General features: G+C 34.3%; 18 protein-coding genes. 15 read left to right on the top strand and 3 right to left on the bottom strand.

Features of this window, described 5'->3' with window-relative positions; genetic code table 11:
* From FUA24_RS24960 to FUA24_RS03715, 8 genes are all read left to right on the top strand, one after another.
* On the top strand, positions 1-552 hold a 552-nt coding region (locus FUA24_RS24960), incomplete at its 5' end, for a hypothetical protein (RefSeq protein ID WP_187388148.1).
* 36 nt (positions 553-588) lie between these two features.
* Positions 589-1,104: a hypothetical protein gene (locus FUA24_RS03745; RefSeq protein WP_148540123.1), complete on the top strand. Its 516-nt coding sequence runs from the start codon at positions 589-591 to the stop codon at positions 1,102-1,104.
* A 156-nt stretch (positions 1,105-1,260) separates the two neighbouring features.
* Complete coding sequence (locus tag FUA24_RS03740) at positions 1,261-1,713, top strand: hypothetical protein (protein ID WP_148540122.1); 453 nt, start codon at positions 1,261-1,263, stop codon at positions 1,711-1,713.
* Positions 1,714-1,844: 131 nt separating this feature from the next.
* Positions 1,845-2,360: a DUF4303 domain-containing protein gene (locus FUA24_RS03735; RefSeq protein WP_148540121.1), complete on the top strand. Its 516-nt coding sequence runs from the start codon at positions 1,845-1,847 to the stop codon at positions 2,358-2,360.
* Positions 2,361-2,503: 143 nt separating this feature from the next.
* The gene (locus FUA24_RS03730) at positions 2,504-3,082 is read left to right on the top strand and encodes a hypothetical protein (RefSeq protein WP_148540120.1); all 579 of its coding nucleotides are present in this window, start codon (positions 2,504-2,506) and stop codon (positions 3,080-3,082) included.
* A 229-nt stretch (positions 3,083-3,311) separates the two neighbouring features.
* The gene (locus FUA24_RS03725; RefSeq protein ID WP_317131926.1) at positions 3,312-4,088 is read left to right on the top strand and encodes an MFS transporter; all 777 of its coding nucleotides are present in this window, start codon (positions 3,312-3,314) and stop codon (positions 4,086-4,088) included.
* 8 nt (positions 4,089-4,096) lie between these two features.
* On the top strand, positions 4,097-5,443 hold the full coding sequence (locus tag FUA24_RS03720) for a hypothetical protein (protein WP_148540118.1): 1,347 nt from the start codon (positions 4,097-4,099) through the stop codon (positions 5,441-5,443).
* 146 nt (positions 5,444-5,589) lie between these two features.
* Positions 5,590-7,647 carry an alpha-galactosidase gene (locus FUA24_RS03715; RefSeq protein ID WP_148540117.1) on the top strand — a complete coding sequence of 686 codons (2,058 nt, stop codon included), beginning with the start codon at positions 5,590-5,592 and terminating at the stop codon, positions 7,645-7,647.
* A gap of 200 nt (positions 7,648-7,847) precedes the next feature.
* Here the strand turns inward: FUA24_RS03715 and FUA24_RS03710 are convergent, their stop codons facing one another.
* Positions 7,848-9,314: a sulfatase gene (locus FUA24_RS03710; protein ID WP_148540116.1), complete on the bottom strand. Its 1,467-nt coding sequence runs from the start codon at positions 9,312-9,314 to the stop codon at positions 7,848-7,850.
* Positions 9,315-9,418: 104 nt separating this feature from the next.
* Positions 9,419-11,626 carry a beta-glucosidase family protein gene (locus tag FUA24_RS03705; RefSeq protein WP_222861314.1) on the bottom strand — a complete coding sequence of 736 codons (2,208 nt, stop codon included), beginning with the start codon at positions 11,624-11,626 and terminating at the stop codon, positions 9,419-9,421.
* Between the two features lie 948 nt (positions 11,627-12,574).
* On the opposite strand from FUA24_RS03705, the gene FUA24_RS03700 reads away from it, so the two are divergent.
* Complete coding sequence (locus tag FUA24_RS03700; RefSeq protein WP_148540114.1) at positions 12,575-13,858, top strand: site-specific integrase; 1,284 nt, start codon at positions 12,575-12,577, stop codon at positions 13,856-13,858.
* 263 nt (positions 13,859-14,121) lie between these two features.
* Here the strand turns inward: FUA24_RS03700 and FUA24_RS03695 are convergent, their stop codons facing one another.
* Positions 14,122-14,991, bottom strand: a complete 870-nt coding sequence (locus tag FUA24_RS03695) for an AraC family transcriptional regulator (RefSeq protein ID WP_148540113.1) — start codon at positions 14,989-14,991, stop codon at positions 14,122-14,124.
* 162 nt (positions 14,992-15,153) lie between these two features.
* Between FUA24_RS03695 and FUA24_RS03690 the strand changes: the two genes are divergently transcribed.
* From FUA24_RS03690 to FUA24_RS03665, 6 genes are all read left to right on the top strand, one after another.
* Positions 15,154-16,578, top strand: a complete 1,425-nt coding sequence (locus FUA24_RS03690) for a sugar porter family MFS transporter (RefSeq protein WP_148540112.1) — start codon at positions 15,154-15,156, stop codon at positions 16,576-16,578.
* Positions 16,579-16,582: 4 nt separating this feature from the next.
* A complete protein-coding gene (locus FUA24_RS03685) occupies positions 16,583-17,275 on the top strand; it encodes an RraA family protein (protein ID WP_148540111.1) in 693 nt (230 codons plus the stop codon).
* 14 nt (positions 17,276-17,289) lie between these two features.
* Positions 17,290-17,571 carry a UxaA family hydrolase gene (locus FUA24_RS03680; protein WP_148540110.1) on the top strand — a complete coding sequence of 94 codons (282 nt, stop codon included), beginning with the start codon at positions 17,290-17,292 and terminating at the stop codon, positions 17,569-17,571.
* Positions 17,572-17,573: 2 nt separating this feature from the next.
* Positions 17,574-18,764 carry a UxaA family hydrolase gene (locus FUA24_RS03675; protein WP_148540109.1) on the top strand — a complete coding sequence of 397 codons (1,191 nt, stop codon included), beginning with the start codon at positions 17,574-17,576 and terminating at the stop codon, positions 18,762-18,764.
* Positions 18,765-18,771: 7 nt separating this feature from the next.
* Complete coding sequence (locus FUA24_RS03670) at positions 18,772-19,536, top strand: SDR family NAD(P)-dependent oxidoreductase (protein WP_148540108.1); 765 nt, start codon at positions 18,772-18,774, stop codon at positions 19,534-19,536.
* A 133-nt stretch (positions 19,537-19,669) separates the two neighbouring features.
* Positions 19,670-20,275 carry an RNA polymerase sigma factor gene (locus FUA24_RS03665; RefSeq protein WP_187388147.1) on the top strand — a complete coding sequence of 202 codons (606 nt, stop codon included), beginning with the start codon at positions 19,670-19,672 and terminating at the stop codon, positions 20,273-20,275.
* Positions 20,276-20,299 lie beyond the last annotated feature (24 nt).

The following is a 20,299-nucleotide window of genomic DNA, read 5'->3' as shown; positions in this document are numbered from 1 at the left end:
TCACCGATAGTAGATGAGCAATGGAACAATGCCATGCAAAAATATGATTTAGATGGAAATTTAGGTGAAGGAATAGAGCATCATCACCATGATAAAGGTAGAAATGCTTATCCTAGACCTAAATCAAAGCATACATCAAAAGCTTGGAATAAAGTTTTACATGATTTACATCATAGATTTGGTAAAACTTACCAACAAAAAGGACAAATAGCTAAACTAGCAAGACAAAGAGGTACTTTGAAAAGAGGTGTTGGGAACGTTATGGCTGTTCTAGACTTTATACCAATTTTATTAGATTCTCCTCATTCCCCTGTCTATATGTTTGGACCAACAAAAACTTTAAACAAGGCCTTTTATGATGAAAATATTGGATTGTACTATGAATTTAAGAAATTTGAAGAAACAGAATCTTATGAAGATGTACACATACAATATTTTAAGGATTATAATAAAATAGATGGTGAATGGAGAGGAGTGCTCAAAGATGGTGAGGTTGAAATATATAGAAAAAGTAAAAATACGGGAGACATATATAAACTTGAAACGATTTAATTACGTTAAATTTATCAAATTTAATACTTAATACAAATGATAGAAGATTTCGTTAATAAGTTAAAATTATTAAGACCAAATGAAGGTAAACTGACTTCTGAAGGTTATAGTAGACAGAGGATTGATAGAATTTATTCAAACGAGTTTGAACTAAACAAAAAAAATAATGAAAATTGTAAATTTTTATTAGATTATTTTATCAAAAATTATGATTTAAACAATTTTAGACTTCAAAATTTATTTTTTACAAATAATATAGAAACAGATATAATTCAGGGTTATCATATTTTTGGTTTTATCGAAGGGGGATATATCTTTTACGAAAATACTACAAGGATGGTTTATACTGCTTATGCTGAAGATATAGTAGGTACAACCAATTTATTATGTAATAACGATAAACAGTTTTTTGATATTTTGCTTATTGTAGGTGAATATTCAAGTAAATCTTATGAAGGCATTGATATTGAAGAATATGAACTATATGAGAATTATATTAATAGGTGTCAAATGATATGTCAAGAAGGTTATTTCGAACCTCTTTTTATTTGAATTACACATACCACGCTCTTCGAAGTTTGCAACTTTTCGCTCTCTGCTGTTAGAGCATCTGGTTTGTACAGTTTGTTAGAAGGCAAAGGGTTTAAGAAAATAGAAGTACATTCCTTTGAACGAGATATGATTGAAGTAACATTTGAAAGATAAGATATGGCTGGAATTAAAATACAAGGATCTGGTTCTAAAGAACATATAACGCTCATAAATAAAAATTCGACCAAGTTTAATACTCTATGCGAGCTTTTGGAATTTGACAATGAAAATATAGTCTTTTTAGAAAAACAAGTTGATTTTAACTTAAAAGGAGATAAAATAGATATTTTTAAGACTGCTATAGAGAACAAAATATATTCTTTATTAACCAGTAGTGAATATATTCCAAAAGAAAGTGGGCATGCTATAATTCTAAAAGAAAAATCTTATTATTTGAATTCAAAATCGTTTAAATTAGATAGAGAAATAACAACATTAAATTCTATTTTAAAAATAGTTTTGTATTGTAGCGAGAAGGATGTCCCTTTATTGATAGAGCATCAGCCCGATGGAATAATGGAAACTATTATAAATAAATGGTATAGAACTCCAGCTCTTCGAAGTTTGTAACTTCGAAGCATAGATAAAAAGTAACACAAAGCTACATTTTAGAAATAAGGTGTAGCTTTTGGTTTTATTTAAATAGAAAATGCTTACGGGAGAGATAAATAATTTCAGAAGAAATAAAATTATTTGATTTTATGATAAAAGTTGATTTTAAAACAGATTTAAAAGAAGTATTAAGAAAATCTTATCAGGAAATAAAAGATAAAAATTCTATATATCAATTTGGGGTTAAAACGGATGGAGATATATCCACATTATTGGTTGGCTATAATACAATGGAACATTATGAAAAAGTTTCTAAATCTACATTAGAAGAATATGGTATTTTATATTCTGAATGTAGATGGAACATGGATGAGTGGTTAACTGATGAATTAGGTTCTTTAGATAAACAATTATTAGATGGAATTAATAATTATATTAACTCAGAACCATTTGAATCTATGGATAAAGACCAAAAGTTAGATTTAATAGTAGAAAGTTTGATTGAAATAAGAAAAGAAGGGTTATTTAATCAATCTAATAAAAAGCCTATTTTGTTTATTGATAGAACTGATAGTATAATTGATAAAAGAATGGTTGAAAGAATTAAATTATTAATTGATGATGAAGAAATTTTTAATAAATTTTATGAAGAGGGTGTAGACTAGGAAGACTACAAATCAGCGAGTCGTAATTGATCCTGATAGATGGTTTTTACAAACTTGGGGAGGAAGAGCTCTCAAAAAACAAACTTTTACACCATATTCAGCATCGGAACTTTCCAAAATAAAATAATATATATATTTAAATTATGCTTCATTTAATTGATAGTAGAACAAATCCTATAACCCTCTATAATATCCTAGAATCTTATATACACGAAAATATTAAAAAAGAGGATTTTGAGTTCAAAGAAACTATTAATGATTTTTTCAAACATTCAAGATTAATGAGTATAGTTATGAGTCAAGATCGCTGCGTAATATCTAATCAATTAATATCTAGTAACCATTCAACGTTATCTGATGGTGTTTGGATATGGAGCTCAGGTTTTGCTCATTATGTAAAAGAGCATAACTTAAAACTACCTGATTCATTCGAGAAATACATTATAACCACATATTCTAAAACGTTTAATATAAGAGATGATAAATTGGTTAAATTAAATAGAGAAGTGGATAGGTTTAAAATAGATTTAGAATTGTATGAAGAGGAATTCGATTTATTTCTGTCAAAAAAAGGCTATACTATCAAGGACAAACACAGTTTAATGGATAAAGATAACTTAGAAAAATGTTTAGAATTAGAAAAGGAATTTGAAAGGCAAACAAATAGAATAACATTTATGTCTTTTGATTTGAATAAAGTTAATTATGTAGAATATAAATAGTCCTGCTCTTCGAAGTTTGCAACTTCGAAGCCAATAAAAATAGCAAATAGAATAAAGTCGCATTTTAGGAATAAGATTTAGCTTTGTTTTTATGTTTAAGGTTGGATGGATGCGAGGAATGGGAGAGAGCAGGTATGGAAGGATGGCGAAGGATTTATGGACAAAATTTAAAAGTTTATTATAATGGAAGTAATTATAAGTGATTTTGAAAAAGCTAATGCAATCTTAGCTGAATATAAAGAAACCAAAAGAAGCGGTCATCATTTTTCAAAAAATTAATCGCGAAATGTCCTTAACTAAGATCGAATCCCTTATCACCGAAATTGGAGAGTCTACAAAAACGCCATCCCAAAAGAGCAATTTTTGGACAAAGAAACATAGCAAACCTATTGCTTTAGCTATTGTCATAGCAGCCTTTAATCAACTATCTGGGATAAATATCATTTTGTATTTTGCACCAAGATTATTAAGTATGGCTGGTATTGAAGATGCTTTGGCCTCTTCGGTAAGTCTGGGAGTAACCAATCTCATCTTCACCTTTGTTGGACTTTGGTTTATAGACAGATTGGGAAGAAAGTCGCTTTTATACGTTGGTTCTTTGGGATACATTATTTCTTTAGGGGCTTGTGCCTTTGCGTTTCTTTCGGTAAATGATGTTTCGCAAATGACCACTGGACTAAGTTGGTTGGTTCTCATTTCTATTATGGTTTTTATAGCATCACATGCGGTTGGCCAAGGTGCTGTTATTTGGGTTTTTATCTCTGAAATTTTTCCAAATGAACACCGCGCTTATGGTCAAGCGCTAGGAAGCTTTACGCATTGGTTTTTCGCTGCATTACTTACATTTCTGTTTCCTTTGGCAATTGAACAAATAGATGCAGGTTACATTTTTGGTTTTTTTAGCTTGATGATGGTATTACAACTGCTATGGGTTAAGACAAAAGTTCCAGAGACTAAAGGGAAAACTTTAGAAGAAATGAACGAATTATTAAGCAAAACTAAATAGTATAAAATATGCAAATACAAACCAAACTCTTGATAGTGTTCGCATTGTCAACCTTTTTAATTTCAAATATTTATGCTGAAAATAAAAGTAACCATAATATTGAAGCTATAACGAACCACGGTACTTTCTTATATCAAGTAGACAATACTGGAGAAAGTGATGTGTCAAATGAACTGCAAGAAATATTCAACAAGTTATCCTCTTTGGAAGATGTATCTGCAAGTATCATTTTTTCACCAGGAGTTTACTATTTGAATTCTCCAGTTAGTATTGAAATGGCTGGTGTAAAACTAATAGGTCATGGGCATGGTGGTATTGATGTTCATGGTGCAAATATTAAAAATGGAACTATCTTTCATCTAGGAAAAGGTTGTACCCCATATGCCATAACCTTTAATTATGCTGGTAGAACAAAATCGTTTCCTGCTGGAGAATCACCCTGGCCTAACAAGAATTCTAAGGTTGAAATTGAGAATATTTCTTTTGTGGGATATAATAACACGGGAGTTAATACTGCAGAAGGATACAGCCGATTTCGAAAAGATGTCCCCAACTTTAGGGAATTAAATTGGTATCCTGCTAAAGGCAGGTATGACAATGTAGAAAAAGAAGGTCAAAGAGCTATTTATCTGCCTCCTGCACCAAAAGGCGAAAGCTGGGGATGGAACAAATGTGAACTTCTTAGAATTACAGGTTGTTACTTTACGGAATTATATGTTGCAGTTGAGGCTGCCTATACTGATGTAAGTTATATCGATAAAAATTGGTTTGGACAATGTACATATGCCCTCCGTTTAAATGGACCAGGCATGATGATTAACAACAATCTTTTTGCCGATTTGGAAACTGCATTGACTATTGAAAAAACAAGGTTTTCTACTTACAGTAATAATACTTTTGCCTATGTAGGTAAGTGTTTTGAAATAAAGAATATTAGTGCTTCGAGTATTTCCGGTAATGTATTGGAAAACATGAAGAAAAATACTGGTGCTGCTGCTAGTGGTGCGTTTATATTTGTTGAAAAATCCAATGGATTGAATGTAATCGGAAATTCAGTAATTCATCCTCATGATAGTCGCAAGAAAACCATTTCTATTGATGCCGAACCAAACGGGCAAAGTTATATTCAGTTTGAAAACTCAGAGCATCTCATCTTCTCCAATAATATAATTAATACACCAATAACACAAACTGTTGTACGGTTACATAATTGCTCTCAATGTGTTGTTATTGATAATATTATAAACTTTGGAAAGGGTGGCAATGCTGTTGCAGAAACAGGAGAATGTAAAGGGAACTTTTACAGGAAATTAGACCTTAATGATAGCGACACTTTTGATATTTATAAAAATTAATTAAAAGCGCGGTAAGCCTTGAACTAAAGCCTTTGTGTTTTATGATTTACCGGGTAAAGCTGTAATTAACGAACAATCCCTAAGCGAGTTAAAAACGAAACAATGAGGCACAGTGGTCTCATTATAAATTGAAAAGGAAGAAAAATATGAGATTAATAATAAACTTGATTATTTATTTGCTAATCTCCAACTACGTCTTTGCTCAATCCAAAAGCCTTATTGATGATATAAACAGTGAGCGCAACAAAATTACAAACTGCTACTCCAAACTGGAAAATGACACGCTTGTTATGGGTAATAGTTTTATTGAGCGTAGGTTTAAATGGAATAATGGAAATATTATAAGCATCGATATTACCAATAAAAAAACAGGAAAGACAATAAAGATAAATAACGATAAAAGTCCCGATTTCACGATTCTTAATTTTAATGCAAAGCTCCGAGAAAATAGCTACGCCTCTTTTGTAGTTGAAGCTACGCCAATTGTTCCTGCTTATCTGTCTAGCCAAATCACAACAAAGTATGAAGGAATTGAAGTAAAACGGATTTTTAAAATTTTTCCTTCATCAATGGGTATTGCTTGCGAATACCATTTAAAGAAGGTTTCTGGAAATTTACAATTTAGTTCTGTCGATTTTATTGTTGAACAATTATCAATTGAAAACACTAAGTGGACTTTGGAAATGGTTGAGTTTATTGACCAAACCGATCACCATAATACTTACGTGAAAAATGACACTATTTTACCTGATGGTACAATTAAACATGTTGGTAATATTATGTACATGTCAAGTTTGGTAGAAGAGGAAGGTTTGTATTTCTTAAAAGAATCGCCATGCTCAATGAGTCAAATTAATTACCCAGGATATGATTTTGTTTCTAAAAGCAACAAAGGCGCTGTTACTATAAATTCTGTTGGACTGGGAGTAACATCAAATGATTTGAGACTCAACGAATGGGTGAAAACCTATAGTTATGTAGTAGGTGTTCACAACAACCAAGAACTTGGAAAAAAAATAGCACTACGTAGTTATCAATTGAACAAAAGGATTTTAAGACCTGATAGAGATGAAATGATAATGGTGAATACTTGGGGAGATAGAAATAGAGATACCAAGCTTAATGAGAAATTTATTCTTGATGAACTAAAGGAAGCTCATAAATTTGGTTTTACTCACTATCAAATTGATGATGGATGGCAACAGGGATTATCAATGAACTCAGGATATAAAGGTGAAAGACTATGGGATTCATGGTCACTTGAAGATTGGATGCCAAACAAGGAAAGATTCCCTAATGGTTTTGAAAATATTCTTACCCTTGCAGATTCTTTGGGTATCAAAATTGGATTATGGTTTCACCCAACCAATGAAAACGAATATGCCCGATGGGAACAAGATGCTGACATTGTACTTAACTTATATGAAAAATACGGAATTAAAAATTTTAAGATAGATGGAGTTAAGTTACCTTCCAAAACAGCCGATATAAACCTTGGTCGATTCTTTGACAAAATCCTGATTTCGACTAATTTTGATATTGTTTTTAACCTGGATGTTACTGCCGATAATCGTTATGGATACCATTACAATAATCATTTAGGAAATATTTTTCTTGAAAATAGGTATACCGATTGGAAATCTTATTACCCTTATAAAACATTGAGAAATATTTGGATGCTATCAAATTATTTACCTCCACAAAAAATACAACTTGAATTTCTAAATAAGTGGAGAAACAAGGAAGCATATGGTGATAAGGATTTGTTTGCTCCTGCCAACTATTCTTTTGATTACACATTTGCTATTACACTGCCAGCTCAACCTCTTGCTTGGTTTGAGGTTACTGGATTACCAGATGAAGCCACTACATCTATTGAATTGTTTCAGCAGTATAAATCCGTTAGTTCCAAGCTGTGTAACGCTCAAATTTTCCCCATTGGCAATGAACCTAATGGAAAAACACACACTGGTTTTCAGTTTATTAATTCAAGTAGAGAAGGATATATTTTAGTATTTCGTGAACTTAATAATGTCAGTAATTTTAATATATCAAGCTTATTGCCATCTAATACATCTGTTAAATTCCATAAAGTATTGGGAAATGGTTCAGATTTCAAGACAACAACTGATTACGAAGGAAAAATAAGCGTTAATTTAGATAAAGCGAATTCTTTTTGTTTGTATAAATATGCAATAGAATAAACAGGAAAAAAGACTTACTATTATTAAAAAGAAGAGTTTTTTCCTGATTAAAATGTTATTGTCTAATAGATACTTCCTTTAAAGGGGTGTATTCACCCAAATAAGTATTCAGGTTATACACCCCATTTTCAAGAGCTATTAATACTTCTTCTTGGTATCAGTGTATTTCGTTTCTATTTTAAGAACTTATTAGTTATTGTTTAGGGGTTTGCATTGGGAATTTTAGATTGTTTAATCCTAGACAAACGCCGACTTAGTTCATCAACAAGTTTTTGGTTTCCTTTCTTTAAGCTGATGTTTTTATTTTCATCAGGATCTTCTTCAATATTATAAAGCATGGTTGCTTTAACATTTCCTTGTTTATCAAGAAACTCCGTATAATTGTGTGTTTGTGTAATAATGGATTCGGCTCCTTGGTATTTCACGAAAGCAGCTTCTTTCACATGTTCATTTGGATCATTCAAAACGGGTATAAAGCTGGTTCCGTCCAAATGCTGAGGAACTGGAAGATTGGCAAGTTCGCATAAGCTAGGGTAAATATCTATAAACTCTGTGATAGCTTCAGTTTTTATTCCTTGCTTCATTCCTGGAGTCCTTACAATAAGTGGTGAATTCGTTACTCTATGAAAATTACTATGCTTGCACCAAAGCGTATGTTCTCCCAGATGCCAACCATGATCGCCCCATAAAACAACAACTGTGTTTTCAGCCATTCCTAAACGCTCAAGCTCATTTAGGATTTTTCCAATTTGAGTATCTGTATAGCTTACACAGGCATAGTACCCATGTACTAATTTTTTAGCAAGCGAATCTGATACCGTACCATTACGGGGTATTTTATCATACATCATGCGCAGCTCTGCCCAGTAATGCATAGCTTCTCCCGGGGCGTCAACAGGTTTGTATGGGTTTGTGGCAAGTTTGATTTCCTCGTCGTTATATAAATCCCAATATTTTTTTGGTGCATTAAAAGGAAGGTGAGGTTTCCAAAAGCCTACAGCCAGAAAGAAAGGTTCTTTAGATTTAGAAAATCGCTGTAGATCCTTTATACTTTTTTCAGCTATTAGACCATCTGGATAAGCATTATCTTCCACATCAACGCATTCCCATGCAGGTCCTTTAACCAATGCAGCTTTGTTTTCCGCAATCTTATTTTGTTCTATAATTTCTTTCGATGCATCACTAATATAATTTTGCCAACCAATACCAGTTTGCGGAAGGTATGGCGTTTCAGACCAAGCGATTGAATCATCTTCTACGTGATGGTAAATTTTGCCATTGCAAATACTTGTATATCCATGGTTTTTAAAATGTTTTGGTAGACTTGGATAATCAGGGAAGTCTTTATCTTTCCGTGTAGCATAATGGGTAAATCTGTTGGATGTAGGTCGCATACCTGATAATAAACTGGCGCGCGAAGCACCACAAACCGGGACACTGCAATAAGCTCTTGTAAAAACAGTGCCTTCTGAACCTAGTTTGTCAAGATTAGGAGTTTTCATTTGCTCTTGACCATATATACCTGCCTGTAGACGCAAGTCATCAACAGCAATAAAAAGAATATTAGGCTTTTGGGGCTCTTTTTCTTTTGTAGGTTGCTTGCACGATAAATTTAAACCCGCCAACAATAATAATATACCAATTGGCGTAAAAAAATACGGTTTCATTTTATTCTTTATCTCTTGATTTTTATTTCCTTTTAGTTTCAATTGTTATAAATTTTTGAAGATTTTACTTGTAAATCATTGCCCTAACTTTGGCTTAGTATATTCTATTGAACAGTAACTACCATATATCCAGAAATATTATTGGAGGCATTTCCAACATAAATCTCATAGTCTCCTGTTTCTAAGTTCCAGTCAGATTTAGATTCGTCATAATAGGCGAGTTTTGAAATATCAAGACTAATTATGACTGACTTTTTCTCACCTTTTTTTAACTTAACTTTTGAAAATCCTTTTAGTTCTTTTGTAGCTCTTTCAACTTTAGAATTGGTTTTTCCAACATACACCTGTACGACTTCCGACCCTTCTAAATCACCAGTGTTAGTAACATCACAGGTTATCTTTACGGTATCGTTCTGACTATAAATTTTTTTGTCTGATTGAATATTGTCCAAATCAAAAGATGTATAAGACAAGCCATAACCAAACGCGTATAGTGGTTCAATGTTTTTAGTGTCATGCCATCTGTATCCCACTAAAATGTCTTCTTTATAATGTTGGGTCATGTCAACACCCGGATAGGATGCTATACCAAAAGAATGCGCGCCATTATCTTCAAGTTTTTTTGGGAATGAAAATGGTAATTTACCTGAGGGACTAATATCGCCACTAATGACATCGGCTATGGCTTGTCCGCTCATACTTCCCAAATACCATGTCTGCATTAGACCTTTTACTTCATTCAACCAGGGCATATCAATTGCGTTGCCAGTTAAAAGTAATAGTCCCAGGTTTTGGTTAACTTCCGAGATGGCTAGAATTAAGTCACCTTGTCCAAATGGTAATCCGAATTGCTGTCTGTCGTCTCCTTCGCAATCTTGTTTATGACTTTTGTTTAGACCCCCAACGAATAATACGATATCTGCCTTTTTAGCCAACTGTATAGCTTCAGTTTTTAGTGAATCTTGATCTAATGTTGGTGGATACACCCTTGAATATTGCGATGGACCAGATTCGTAACCCATGGTATGTAAAACTGTAGCCTTCTTGAAGCGTGTTCTGATACCTTCCAAAGGTGATATTTCGAATTTTGGTTTTAATTCTGACGATCCACCCGCAGCGGTCATAGATCTAGTAGCGTTTTCTCCAATAATGGCAATGGTTAAACCTTCTTGATCCTTTATCGGAAATAAGTTGTCTTTATTTTTAAGTAACACTATGCCTTCTGTCGCTACCTTCCTCGCTACCTCATGATGCTCAGCATTATTAGCTCTGCCCAAAGGTCTGTTTTTACTTAAATTGGTCCTGTACCGTAGTCTTAATATTCTTCTAACTTTATCATCTAATACCCTTTCTGGTATCTCACCACTTTTAAGTTTGGCAAGAAAAGGGTTGGCTAAGAAATAATGATCGTAATGGTTTTTGGTAGAAGAACTCAGACCATCGGTACCTGTTCCCATTTCAATATCCAACCCATTAATGGCTGCTTCATCCGTATTATGTGTAGAACCCCAATCGCTTATTACCACGCCATCATATTCCCAATCTCCTTTTAAAATGGTTTTAGTTAGTAATTCATGATGTGTGGTATATTGTTCCCTGAATTTGTTATATGCTCCCATTAGAGCCCAAACATTGGCATCCTGGACGGCTGCTTTAAATGCTGGTAGATAGATTTCATGTAAAGCCCTATCGCTTACATTAACATTTACAAAATGTCTCTGATGTTCTTGGTTGTTCAATGCGAAATGTTTTACACAAGCGGCTACACCATTTTTTTGAATACCTTTAATGTAAGGTACTGCCATGGTAGCGGCCAAGAAAGGATCTTCACCCATATATTCAAAATTTCTACCATTAAAAGGTGTTCTATAAATATTAACACCAGGCCCCAATAGAACATCTTTGTTTCTGAATCTAGCTTCTTCTCCTAAACTAAATCCATAGGCCTCTGCTAATTTGGGGTTAAATGTGGATGCTAAACATGTTAAAGCTGGAAATGCTGTAATGGAATCATTGGTCCAACCTGCATATTTCCAAGAGTCCCAACTAATTTCTGCTCTAACCCCATGAGGGCCATCGGCCATCCATAATTCTGGAATACCTAAGCGATCAACACCCTTGGTGCTAAATTTTGATTGGGCATGACAGAGGTCCACTTTTTCTTCCATAGTTAATAGCAGAAGTAAACTGTCAATTTTTACTTCTATAAGGTTATTGGATGATTGAGAGACTGGGTTTTTAGTTTTTTTATTACAGGAGACAAGTAAAACTAAACCTACTAAAACCATAACTTGTGTGTTGATAATTTTCATTTTAAAGTGATGCATTATTAAAGGAAAGCCTATTTCTAGGTTTCAATTTCATTTCATTGGATAAAACTATTCCGTATTGAAAACCTTCAATAAAACAAATACTGCGCTTAATAAAACAATTGTTGCAAATGCATGGAGGCTCGGTTTTGACTTATAAAAAAGATCAGGAACTATAAATTCTGTTATACCCGTAGTATTAAATTTGATGGCTTTGATAAAACAAATAAATAGGATTGTCTATGCGTCAAGGTTACTTGGTACGTTATAAAAACTACGGAACTTGTTGACGATTTTCAGCGAGTGTTGATGATTTAAGGACTTGTAGCGTTTTAAAGTTATAAAACATATCGAATAGAGTCATTCAAAATGAAAAAACCTCTTAAATCATCAGATTTAAGAGGTTTTACATTCAGTGACCGGGCTGGGGCTCGAACCTAGGTTAACAAGCCCGCTTATGACATAGGGTTTTCACTTAGTCTCCATAAACGTTGACGATTTGTGAACCTTGCTTTTGTATTGATTTGTAACGAATTGACTTTCGATTGTACAAAAATAGTTAATTTATGTTGCTTTTAAAACGAAGAATTGTGAGATTAATAAGTTGAGGGAAACCTAAATGTTTGCCGATACATAAGCCTGACTGTTGGGGAATCCAAGGCGAGTTAGCATTTGAAAATATTACAATCAATTTCAAATTCTGTCATCCCGACGAATAGGGTGTTAAATAACACTTTTTAAAATTACAACTAAATGATATTGAGTGATTTAATATTTTTTGGTTTTGATTGGTATCAAACAGGACACCTAATAGGACACCTATCTAGGTGTCCTATTAGGTGTCCTGTTTTTAGGATAAAAATTCCTAAATTTGGGTAGACCAATGGTCTAAGTGACTTTCACTACGATTTGGCTTTCGTTTAAATGAATTATCAATTTAAAACGAAAGTAATGACAACTTCAACAACCTTCAATGTCCATTTCTGGTTAAAGCGGACTGTATTAAAAAAAGACGGAACTATACCTGTCTATGTCAGAATAACAATTGATGGAGTAAGAGCTGACCTCAGTGCTAAAAAATCAATTCTTGAAGAAAAATGGTGTCCTAATGCCCGAAGGATGAAATCGAGGTATTCAGGAGCAAAGGCGTTTAACAACTACCTTGATGAAATTTATTCAAAACTAGTTGACTGTTATATGCAGCTTTCGAAAAGAGGAGGTGTGGTTTCTGCAAATGCCGTTAAATTGAGATTTGTTGGTAAGGATAATCCTATTTTGACCTTAGAGGAACTAATTAAATTTCATAATGAGGATGATTTAAAGAAGTTGTCATCCGGAACTTCTAAGAACTATCCGGCAACACATGAGTATTTAAAGCGCTTTCTTTTTAAAGAGTTTAGCTGCTCGGATATATTCTTAAAAAGAATAGACTACACTTTCGTTACTAATTTTGAAAAGTACTTAAGAAGTTGTCCTCCATTAAGGAGGTCTCAGCCTCTTGGGAATAATGGTATAATGAAACATATGGAACGCCTTCAAAAGCTGACAAATTTGGCTTTTAAGCATAAATGGATAGAAAGCAATCCTTTTTCTTTATACCAATTAAAATTTGAGGAATATGATAGTGGCTTTCTGGAAGAATGGGAGATTGATGCAATTAAATCACTTCAATCAAATAATAAAAGTATTCTAAAGGTTAGGGATGTATTTGTTTTTTCATGTTATACGGGGTTGTGTTATATCGAAGTTAGAAATTTAAATGAACAATGTATAGTAGAGGGGATAGACGGGGAAGTATGGATAAAAGTAAGGAGGCAGAAAACCAAAGCCCCAGTAAAACAACCGCTCTTGGATGAAGCCCTGGAAATACTAGAAACATATCAGAATCACCCCTGTGAAGAAAATGGAGGGAAACTGTTGCCTGTTTTTAGTAGTCAGGTAATAAACAGATACCTTAAGAGCATAGCAGAATTATGCGGTATCGACAAAAAGTTGACCTTTCATGTGGCGCGGCACACTTTTGCCACAACTGTGACCCTTTTAAATGATGTTCCCATTGCTACAGTTTCCAAATTATTGGGGCATAGAAAACTGTCTACTACTCAGAAATATGCTAGGGTAATTGAAAGAAAGATTAGCAGGGATATTGCTGGATTGAAAGCAAAGCTAAGGTCCAACTCTAAGAAGAAAAAGAATAAACCTAAGACGGAATCAGGGCATTTAAGAGTGGTTTAAAAAAAACAATCATATAATTATTAAAATCAGATAAGTATTGGATGGTTTTAATACCTTTCTATATGACCGCGCTGGGATTTGAACTTAGTTAATTAAGCCCTTTTATTCCCTCGGGTTTTTACATTACCATCATCAATGTTGACGATTTGTGAACCTTGCTCTTAGAATGATTTTGAATTGAAATGATTTTCTATAAGGTAAATAGAGCTTTTGTTTTTAGAATGTTTTAAAAAGTGTTTGGAACTTAATAGGTTCTAAGAAAATTAAATTGTTTGCAATGCCTTTTTGTACTTTAATGGCAAAACGCCTTTTACCTTTTTAAAAGTTCTGATAAAGTGGGAAACATTGTTGAACCCTGATTTATAGCCCACATCGGCCATACCTATTTTTTCTTCTTGCATTAGGGTGCAAGCGTAATCAATTCTGATCTCATTTAAATATGTTTTAAAGGTTTTACGGGTATGCGCTTTAAAAAACCTACAGAAAGCGTTCGGGGTTAGATGAGCAATTTCAGATAGTTGCTTAACAGTTACTTCATCAGTGAAGTTATGTGAAATGTAGTCAATGACTTTATTTAACCTTTCCAGGTTTTTATCATTGATGGAACGATTGGCCAAAGCAGTACTTAGGCTTTTTTTTGATTCATCCAAGCTTAGTGCATTCAAAATATCAAGAAAGCTGATAATTTTTTTTGATTCAGGTAGTTTTTCAAGGTTTAATAAATCCTTCCGAATTTTGAGGGTTGTCCTTTTGCTAAAAAAAATCCCATGTCTTGACTGTAGGAGTAATTCCTTTATTTGAGACATTTCGGGAACGTTCCAAAATGGCTTACCAAGAAAATTCAAATCGAAGTGAACTACAATGGCCTGCGCAATAAAATCGGGATTGTTCTCAAAATATTCTGGCGCATTCTTCCAGCAATGCGCCAACATGGGACCTACCAAAATTAATTCTCCAGGTTCAAATCGACCAATGCTATTACCAATAAATCTCTTCCCAGTACTCTTTATTATATAGGTAAGTTCAAGTTTATGATGGTAGTGGAAAGGGTTGTAGAAAAATGGAACGATTTCGTTGGCAATATATAGGGATGTATCGCTATGTTTCGGTGCCTGAATGAACTGTGGCTTCATGTTAATTGTTGTATATATTCAAAAATAGGGATTATTTTGGTGTATTATGGGTAGATAAGTGTATTTATTGGGTATAATTTTAAAGTTTAAATAGATTCCCCGCATTAATTTTGTTTGCACCAATAGTTATTGTGAATTACCAACTTAAAGCTATTTTTAGATATGAGCGATATACATAAAATTACTTACCAAGGTGGGGTGTCAAAGACGTATTTGTGGTTTATATGCATTGTGGCCGCCTGTGGAGGACTCCTTTTCGGGTATGATGCGGTGGTGGTTTCGGGAACCAATTCCCAGGTGGTAGAACAATTTGATTTTTCTAAGGCTGAATTGGGGTTTTACGTAAGTTGCGTCTTGTGGGGATGTGCGATAGGATCCGGTATAGCTGGGCCTATTTCAGATTCCTTTGGTAGGAAAAAGACTTTAATGATGGCTTCGATGCTGATTTTTGTATCCGCTACTTGGTGTGGTTTAGCAGCAGGGCCAACAGTTCTAATAATGGCAAGGTTCATTGGAGGTTTTGGAATTGGAGCGGCAACAATGGTCTGTCCTTTGTACATTTCCGAGGTTTCGCCTGAAAACTTAAGAGGGAGAATGGTTACCTTGTTTCAGCTTACAATAACTATTGGGATTGTTATGTGTGTTTTTGCTAATTGGGGTATTTTCAATTTTGCGGCATCACATTCATCATTCACCAATCTTTCCCCATCTTGGCAATGGCTCGCTGTAGATGAAAATTGGCGTTTAATGTTCGTGGCAGAGGCTATTCCCGGTATATTATTCTTGGGATGTGCGTTTTTCATTCCTGAAAGCCCTAGGTGGTTGGTTAAAAAAGGTAAGTTGGAACTCGCTGAGGGAATACTTGCAAGAATTAATGGATATGACAGGGCAAAAGAAATAGTAGAGGAAATTAGGGACGCACTAAGTTCGGAAGGCCTTGTGAGATTTTCTGATTTATTTAGGGATAAGTTGAAAAAGCCGTTAATATTGGCCATACTCATCTGTGTATTGTCTGAAGGCTGTGGTGTATCGGTTGTGTTTTATTACGGGCCACAAATATTTGAAAATGCAGGTTTTGATTTAGGTGGCTCATTGGGAGGTTTTGCATCTATTGCTATAGTAAATTTTATAGCCACCATTTTTGCCCTAGGTTTTGTGGATTCGGCAGGAAGGCGAAAACTATTGGCCGTAGGTACCATTGGGGCTCTGCTTTCTCATGTGGCTATAGGATTTATGTTCATGAATAATGTTATGGGTTGGCCTATTGTTGTTGCTATTAATGCTTTTGTAGCGTTTTTTGCTTGTGCCATTGGTCCGGTGAAATATGTGTTGATTTCAGAAATATTTCCTAATCAAGTACGTGGTAAGGCCATAGCGCTAGCTACTGTTTGTATTTGGATTACAAGTGCGTTTGTTGCTCAAATTTTTCCGGTAATTGAAGATATAACAGCTCCAGGAGTTATTTACTTCATATTTGCAGCAGAGTTGAGTTTGTTGCTATTAGTTATTAAATTTATAATGCCAGAAACTAAAGGAAGAACGATAGAAGAAATTGAAAGTTCCTGGTTGAAACCTGATAAAAATTAAATATATGAATCTTTGGAAAGATGATAACGAGCTATTTAAAATAGCCAAACAAGAATTATTCGTGGCGCTGGTAGGAGATGTGATGGATAAAATGGGATTGCTTCATCAGTTTTTACCGCAACAGATTAAACCTTTAGTTCCGGAAATGATAGTAATAGGAAGAGCAATGCCCGTTTTGGAGGCCGATGTATTTGCTGAAAAGCTTGAAGGTACAGCCAATCCAATTATGGCCAAGCCATTTGGGATTATGTTTGAAGCTTTGGATAGTTTAAAGCATAATGATGTTTACATATGTTCTGGATCGTCTTATAACTATGCTTTATGGGGTGGTTTAATGAGTGCACGAGCCATGAAATTAAATGCATCAGGGGCTGTGGTTAACGGTTTTTCAAGAGATACCAATGAAATAATAAGATTGGATTTCCCAACATTCTCGGCGGGTACCTTTGCACAGGATCAAGGGCCAAGGGGTAAAGTAATTGACTATGGTTTACCTATTGAGTTTGGTGGAATACCTGTGGAACCTGGAGATGTTGTTTATGGAGATCGGGATGGTGTTGTAATTGTGCCAAAGAATGCTGTTGAAGAGGCCTTTACATTAGCTTTGGAGAAGGCAAGAGGAGAGAAAACAGTACAAAAGGCATTAGAAAACGGTATGAGTACTGTTGAGGCTTTTGAGACTTTTGGAATTATGTAATATAGCTAAAGGTTATGTCTGCAAAAAAGGTTGTAGTGCTTCACGAAGAAGATAATGTTGGAGTCGCCATTTCAAATTTACAAGAAGGCGACACGGTTTATGTTAAAGAAATGGTAATACGATTACATTCTGATATAGCTTTTGGACACAAAATAGCTTTAAAAGATTTGCCTTCGGGAGAGCAAGTCCTTAAGTATGGTGTGCCTATAGGTATCACTACTTCAGAAGTTAAACAAGGAGAGCATTTACATGTTCATAATATGGAAAGTTTGTATATGAAACAGTTTACAAGATAGTAATGTTAAAGGGGTATTTAAGACAAGATGGTCGAAAAGGCATAAGGAACTATGCGCTAGTGGTGTATACTGTAGAGTGTGCACACCATGTTGCTAGGGAAATACAATATCCTTTCAGGGAAAGTGGTGCCCACGTTATTGGGTTTCATGGTTGTGCCCCAAATGATTATGCCAACGAAATGCTACAGGCATTATGTACGCACCCTAATGTTGGAGCTGTTTTGATTGTTTCATTAGGTTGTGAAAATCTAAATAAGGAATCTTTAAAAAATGTAGTGTCTCAATCTGGAAGGCCAGTTAAAACTATTACAATTCAAGAAGCAAACGGAAGTAGGTCTTCAATAGCTATAGGTCAACAATGGCTTAAAGAACAAATCGAGAACCTTCAAAATACTCCAACGGTTCCAATGCAGATGGAAGAACTTGTTGTTGGTACCATTTGTGGAGGTTCAGACGCTTCAAGTGGAATTACTGCAAATCCTGTAATAGGTAAAGTTTTTGATAGTATATTAAAGCAAGGAGCCACCGCTATTTTTGAAGAAACTGGTGAGTTAATTGGGTGCGAGCATATAATGGCAAATCGTGCGGCAACTCCTGAGTTAGGTGAATTGTTGGTTAAGACCGTGGGAAAAGCCAAGAAGTACTACATGAAAATGGGGTATGGTAGCTTTTCAGATGGTAATGCTAAGGGAGGGCTTTCCACCATAGAAGAAAAATCTATGGGAGCCTATAGTAAGAGTGGAAATTCAAAGATAAATGGCATCATAAAGCCAGCAATTGCTCCAAACACTAAGGGATTATTCCTCCTAGATGTAGTGCCAGACGGAGACCCGATGTTTGGATGGCCAAATGCCAATGATAATGCTGAAATAGCTGAGTTAATAGCCTGTGGGTCACATGTAGTACTCTTTTCAACTGGAAGAGGTTCTGTTGTAGGGTCTGCGGTTGCCCCAGTAATAAAGATTTGCGCTAATCCTGAGACCTATAAACAACTTTCAGAGGATATGGATATCAACGCTGGTACAATATTAGAGGGAATGGAAACACTTGATGATGTGGCCAAAAAGTTAGAAGATTGTATTGTTGAAGTAGCTAATGGTGAACTAACAAAGTCTGAAGGGTTGTTACATCAAGAGTTTCAATTAGCGTATAAAAAATTCGATACCTTGGAACCAGGGTGTTTACCAAATTAATTTTTAAATGAATTTATCACAGTTTAACCTAGTAGGAAAAACGGCATTGATTACTGGTGGCGGTTCTGGAATAGGTTTTGGAATAGCCCAAGCATACATTGATGCTGGTGCAAAAGTAATCATAGTTGGTAGAACAGAAGAAAGACTTCAAGTAGCGGTAAAAGCTTTAGGAGCTAATGCTTATTATAGCGTTTTTGATATCACTAATCAATCAAAGATTAGGGAGTTTATAAATGATGTTGTAAACGAATATGGGCCTCTTCATATTTTGGTGAACAATGCAGGAATACATTTAAAAGCTCCGGCTTCTGAAACTACAGATGAAGGGTTTTTAAGTGTTATTCAAACGCATCTCTTAAGTGCTTTTTCGTTGAGCAGGGAGGTTATGAACCAGATGAAAGCAAATCAAGTAAAAGGTGCTGTGATTATGATAAGCTCCATGACAGGTATTATGGCTATGACACAAGTAGTAGCCTATACTAGTGCAAAGACAGGTATGTTAGGGCTTATGAGAGGGTTATTGGCAGATTACGCTCTAGATGGTATTAGGGTAAACGCTATTGCTCCAGGATGGATTGAATCTAAAATGCTTCATAAAGCATTAGAAGGTGATACGGAAAGAAAGAACAAAATATTAAATAGGATTCCTTTTAAAAACTTTGGAAAACCTGAGGATATAGGGAATGCGGCAATTTATTTAGCATCAGATGCCTCAGCTTATGTAAATGGTGTATTACTTCCAGTGGATGGAGGAGCGGCAGTTGGTTTTTAAGAGAAGTGAGCAAAAGCCTTGTAGGAACATATAATGTTTATTTTCGGTTAAACATTATGTAACAATTTTTGTTACAAGTTATTTTTATACTTTTGAGATGTCGCAAAAAACATGAATTATAAAATTTCTTGAATTGAAGATTATCAACAAAGAGAAATATAACGATGAAAAGGATATATGGTCTAGAATAAAAAAGGGTGACCAGAAAGCTCTTGGGAAGTTATATGAATTATACATTGATGAATTATTTGCCTATGGTATAACTTTGAATAGTGATAAAAATCGGGTTCTTGATTCTATTCATGATTTATTTGTTGATTTATATAAATACAGATCTAAACTGGCTAATACTAGTAATGTTAAATTTTATTTACTACTATCTCTTAAGAGGAAGATATTTAAGGATAAGAGTAAAGAATTCGTTCTTTTTGAAAATTCCAAATTTCTTAGTAATGAATTTGATATCAATGATGATAATTCGGCGGAAGAAAAAATCATAGAAAATGAACTTTTGATAGAGAAAAGTGATATGCTTCAAGGGATGTTAAATTCACTAAGTAAAACTCAAAGGCTTGGATTAAAACTAAGGTTTTATCAAAATAAGTCGTATAAGGAGATTGCCGAAATTTTGAATATTTCTGAATCATCTGCTAGAACAACCATTTATAGGGCGATTAAAGAGTTAAGAAAGATTTCCAGTTTGATGGTTTTAATTATACTGTTTCTTTTACTGTTTTAAAAAAAACACCATTTTTTGTCTATA

Source organism: Seonamhaeicola marinus (genome assembly GCF_008085455.1).
Note: the sequence above shows the minus strand (reverse complement) of the source record. Positions and strands in the feature narration are given on the sequence as shown.